The sequence below is a fragment of the Chthoniobacterales bacterium genome (assembly GCA_036569045.1).
In the GTDB taxonomy this organism is placed as follows: domain Bacteria; phylum Verrucomicrobiota; class Verrucomicrobiia; order Chthoniobacterales; family JAATET01; genus JAATET01.
In genome coordinates, this window is sequence record DATCRI010000036.1 from 1 (window position 1) to 4,519 (window position 4,519).

Genomic DNA, 4,519 nt, shown 5'->3' on the forward strand with positions numbered 1-4,519 from the left:
GTCGAGAAATGTGCTCACGGGAAATGCAGGAAGGACTTTGACAGAATTAACGGAATTTCGGGAATTGGATTTCAGAAACTTCCATTCCGTAAATTCTGTGAATTCTGTCTAAGGAGCTTTTGTATTCTCGTTGACCCACGAGGTGTAGGCGGGGTTCAGGCTTTGTGCGTCGAGGGTGAGGATCTCCGGGCAGTCGTAGGGATGAATCTCGCGGAGGCGCTGCGCGGCAGCTTCGGTGCGGGTGGGGGAGGTCTTTATCCAGACCACGATTTCCTCGGTGTCCTCGAGTTTGCCGTCCCAGATGTAGATGGAGCGGGCGCGGTGGAAGAGCGTGCCGCAGGCGGCGAGCTTCTCGCGAATGAGCATGCGAACGGCGCTGGTGGCATCCGCTTCCTTCGCGAACGTGGTGACGAGCAGACGAACCTCAGGCGGCGACGGCGTCATGGAGCCGAATGGTGGCGGCCTGGCGGACAATCCATCCGCCGCCGACGACCTGATCGCCGACGTAGAGCACGGCCGCCTGGCCGGGCGTGACGGCGCGCTGCGGAATGACGAGCTGCACGCGATGGCGGCCGTTCTCCGCGGGGTGGACGATGGCCGCGGCGCCGGGGTGGGCGTAGCGAATCTTCACCGTCACTTCGAGCGGCTCCGTGAGGTCGGGAATGTGCCAGTTCGCGTTATCGATCTCGAATTCCTCGCGGACCAGTTCCTCCTCGCGGCCGACGATCACGCGCGAGTTCTCGGCGTCGATGTCGATCACGTAGAGCGGATACGGCGAGCCGCCGGGCAGGCCCTTGCGCTGGCCGATCGTGAACATCTCGATGCCCTCGTGCGGGGCGAGATATTTGCCCGCGGTGTCGTAAATGCCGCCGGGGTGGAATTCGCTCTCGCCGAGGTGTGAACGGAGGAAGGCCTTGTAGTCGTTGCCGGGAACGAAGCAGATCTCCTGGCTGTCGACCTTGTCGGCGACCTTGAGGCCGATCTCGCGGGCGATCTCGCGAATCTCGGGCTTCGTCATGCCGCCGAGCGGCGTCACGGCGCGCTGGAGCTGCGCCTGACGGAGCGAAAAAAGAAAGTAGCTCTGGTCCTTGCGGTCATCGAGGCCACGGCGAAGCACGGCGCGGTCCTGGCCCTCGGGGCCTCCCTGATGGTGCTCGATGATTGCGTAGTGGCCAGTGGCGATGTATTCCGCGCCGAGCGCGGCGGCCTTCGTCCAGAGATTGCCGAACTTGAGCTTCTCGTTGCACATCACGCACGGATTCGGCGTGCGGCCGGCGCGGTATTCGCTCGAGAAGTAATCGATGACGAGTTTCTCGAACTGATCGGCCTCGTCGACGACGTAATGCGGGATGCCGAGCGCGTGGGCAACGCCGCGGGCATCGGCAATGGCGGACGGGCCGCAGCACTTGTCCTCGGCGCGCGAAATGCAGTCCTGCGGCCAGACCTTCATGGTCACGCCGATGACTTCCCAGCCGTCGCGCTTGAGCAGGTAGGCGGTCACACTGGAATCCACCCCACCACTCATGCCAACGAGCACCCGTCTGCCGTTGCCTTTCATTCGAACCGAGGACTATGACGGCAGTTCAGCCGAACGTCAAACTCGCTGGCGCCGAAGGACCGTGAGCATGACGATCAGACGGCGATGTGGGCGTAGGCGCGGGACATCCTCCGGCACTGGATTTCGTTGTAGATCGTTGCGGGGCGGGGGCGGTCCGCGGTGGTGGCCATGTGGCCGGGGTCGAGGAGCTGCTTGAACTTCGTCGTCCACAGGTAGCCGCGGAAGACTTCGCCGGCACCGATGCGGAATTTTGCGCGGAGGGATTCGAGTTCCTCCTGGCCGAAGCGCTTGAGCGTCCAGCGGCCGTCTTCGTCGCGAACCACGCGGCCGCATTCCTGGGCGTCCTGCGCGGCGAAGGCGATGAGCATGCGCCAGCGGGGAACGCGGGGAGTGCTGGCCGGGTAGGCCTTGTGATCCTCCGGCTGCTCGGCGAACCATGACTTCTTCGCAAGGAAGGCGACCACCTCGTCGACCGTGGCGGAGCCGAGTTCCTGCAGGGCGACGAAGAGGAGCATGAGGACCTGCGCGCGGTTCGTGTAGAAGCGCTGGCTGCAAATGCGCATGGCGGCGAAGGCGAGGGGCATCGATCGGGGACCGGAATTTCTCATTATGTCGGAAATTCTCCAATTCTCGTGGGGAGGCGAATACTTTGGGACGAAATGCCGGGAAAATGGGGTGAAGTTCGGAAACGCTGCCCTTTCGTTCGGATTGTCCCGCGAATCGAGCGATTCCTCCCAAAAGGGTGGCGCTGCGGCGCGCTTTGGCGATAGTCGTTCCCTCTCTTTCCCATGAAAATCGTTTTCCTTCGCTGGCCGCTCCTGGCCCTGCTTGTCTCGGCTGCCAACCTTTGCGCGGCTGTCACGCCGAGTTTCACCTGGCTCGGTGCGTTCGGTTCCGGCGGTGATGGAAAGGGGCAATTCGACTTCCCCTACGGCCTCGCGGCGGATGCCTCGCTCGGCCGGGTCTACGTCTCGGACTTCAACAACAACCGTGTCGAGCGCTTCGATGCGAGCGGGAGTTTCAAAAAGGCATGGGGTGACTCCGGCACGGGCAACGGCGAGTTCTCCGGACCGGGTGGCGTGGCCGTGCGGCAGAAGAGCGGCCGAATCTACGTGACGGATATCTACAACGACCGGGTGCAGTATTTCGACAAGGACGGCAGGTTTCTCGGCACGTGGGGATCGACGGGGATCTTCGCGGGACAATTCGCCGGTCCCAGCGGCATCGCCATCAACCAGAAGGGCGGCGACGTCTACGTCTGCGAGCAACAGGGGAACCGTGTGCAGCGGTTCAACTCCGCCGGCGCCTTTCTCGGCCGATGGGGATCGGGCGGCACGGGCTCCGGGCAGTTCATCTCGCCGGACGGCATCGCGGTGAACCCGAAGACGGGCGATGTCTATGTCGCGGAATTCGGCAACAACCGCGTGCAGAGATTTTCGTCTACGGGCTCGTTCGAGAAAAAGTGGGGCAAGGGAGGCTCGGGCGATGGAGAGTTTTCCCGGCCAGTAGGGATTGCGATCGACAGCGCGGGGCGCGTGTATGTGGCCGACTCGGGCAATGACCGGGTGCAGGTCTTCGACGCGAATGGCAAGTTCCTGACGAAATTCGGAAGCAGCGGCTCGAGCGACGCGAAGTTGAAGAGGCCTTACGGCGTCGCCTTTGGGAGCAGCGGCGTGGTCTACGTGCTCGACGAGGGGAACAGCCGGGTCACGCGCTGGCAGTCCACGGAGCCGCCGGTGGTGACGATCTCCGGGAAGAAGACGCGGTCGACGAAGAAGGCGAAGATCACGATCTCGGGCAAGGTCACCCGCGCCGACGGCTCACCGGCCGTCAGCAAGGTGACGGCTGTCGTCGGGACGAAGACCTACACGGCGTCGGGCACGACGACGTGGTCGTTCATCGCGTCGCTTCAGAAGGGGAAGAACAAGGTCTCGGTGACGGCCGTCGACGAGTCCGGTGTGAGTTCGGCGACCGTTTCGATCACGGTGAAACGGAAATAGTCGCGCCCGCGTTGCGCGAGGTGGCGGCGGGACGCTAAGGTGAGGACCGCCATGGACGCCACTTCGCCACTGCTCGAGATCGAGCGATTCCTGCACGAGAAGATTCCTCTCACGCGCACGATGGGCGTTCGTGTCGTCGCGGCGGGCGAGGGCGGTTTCGAGGTCGCGGCGCCGCTGGCGGTGAACCACAACCATCTCGGCACGGGCTTCGGCGGAAGCCTGAGCGCGCTGGCCACGCTCGCCGGCTACGGGCTGGTGTGGCGCGAGCTGGGCGATCGCGACAGCCACGTCGTCATCCGCGACAGCGCGATGCGTTACCTGCGTCCGGTGCGCGGCGATCTGCGGGCGAGGTGCCATCGACCAGGCGAGGACGTGCTTGCGGAGTTCCGCGGCACGTATTTTCGGACCGGGCGCGCGCGTCTGGGCCTGCGGGTGACGATCGACGACGGCGGGGAATTGGCCGCCGATTTTCACGGCACCTACGTGGCGCTCCGGATGTGACATTTTCGTCACGTTTGGAGTTGCAAAATCGGCGCGGTGGGTGGAAGGGAGAAGTCGATGAACGCGACCAATGACGAAGTGGATCTCGCGATCCCGAACATGCATTCGCGCGACGAGGAAGTTCGCGCCGGTCAGATTCTACGAGCGCTCCCGGGGGTAACCGGGGTGCGGCTCGTCCAACGCGGAGCCTGGGTGGCCTATCGAGCGGCAACGATCTCGCACGAGCGAATCTGCCTGGCGCTCCGACACGCGGGCTTTCGAGTGAATACGTTCCAGGATTCCGCGACGGGCATTGTCGGCTCGTCCTCGGTGTAGGAACCTTCATTCCGAGGGGCGGCATGGTCGCATGGTCGCCCTCGCTCACGCCGACTTCACGAATATCGCGAAGTCGGCGAGGCGGAGATTTTCCCCTTCGACGGCGGGTTTCCGACCCGCCGCCGACAGGCGAGAATTTTGCTTT

At 63.8% G+C, this 4,519-nt stretch carries 6 protein-coding genes; 3 read left to right on the forward strand and 3 right to left on the reverse strand.

All coding sequences use genetic code 11. The features are described 5' to 3' along the window. Positions 1-108: 108 nt before the first annotated feature. The 3 genes from cutA to VIM61_07155 all read right to left on the reverse strand — a co-directional run bounded on the left by cutA (position 109) and on the right by VIM61_07155 (position 2,142). Positions 109-444 (reverse strand): divalent-cation tolerance protein CutA, encoded by a 336-nt coding sequence (gene cutA / locus VIM61_07145; GenBank protein HEY8900170.1) that lies wholly within the window; start codon positions 442-444, stop codon positions 109-111. Continuing rightward, positions 425-1,558, reverse strand: a complete 1,134-nt coding sequence (gene mnmA, locus VIM61_07150) for a tRNA 2-thiouridine(34) synthase MnmA (GenBank protein HEY8900171.1) — start codon at positions 1,556-1,558, stop codon at positions 425-427. Before mnmA ends, cutA begins: the two co-directional genes overlap by 20 nt. A 74-nt stretch (positions 1,559-1,632) precedes the next feature. Further along, positions 1,633-2,142, reverse strand: coding sequence for a hypothetical protein (locus VIM61_07155; protein ID HEY8900172.1), 510 nt, complete (start codon positions 2,140-2,142; stop codon positions 1,633-1,635). A gap of 204 nt (positions 2,143-2,346) precedes the next feature. On the opposite strand from VIM61_07155, the gene VIM61_07160 reads away from it, so the two are divergent. The 3 genes from VIM61_07160 to VIM61_07170 are packed head-to-tail and all read left to right on the forward strand — an operon-like array spanning position 2,347 to position 4,374. Next, positions 2,347-3,558 carry a 6-bladed beta-propeller gene (locus VIM61_07160; GenBank protein HEY8900173.1) on the forward strand — a complete coding sequence of 404 codons (1,212 nt, stop codon included), beginning with the start codon at positions 2,347-2,349 and terminating at the stop codon, positions 3,556-3,558. 51 nt (positions 3,559-3,609) lie between these two features. Continuing rightward, entirely contained in the window at positions 3,610-4,059 is a 450-nt protein-coding gene (locus VIM61_07165; protein HEY8900174.1) for a YiiD C-terminal domain-containing protein, read from the forward strand. A 57-nt stretch (positions 4,060-4,116) separates the two neighbouring features. Continuing rightward, positions 4,117-4,374: a hypothetical protein gene (locus VIM61_07170; protein HEY8900175.1), complete on the forward strand. Its 258-nt coding sequence runs from the start codon at positions 4,117-4,119 to the stop codon at positions 4,372-4,374. Positions 4,375-4,519 lie beyond the last annotated feature (145 nt).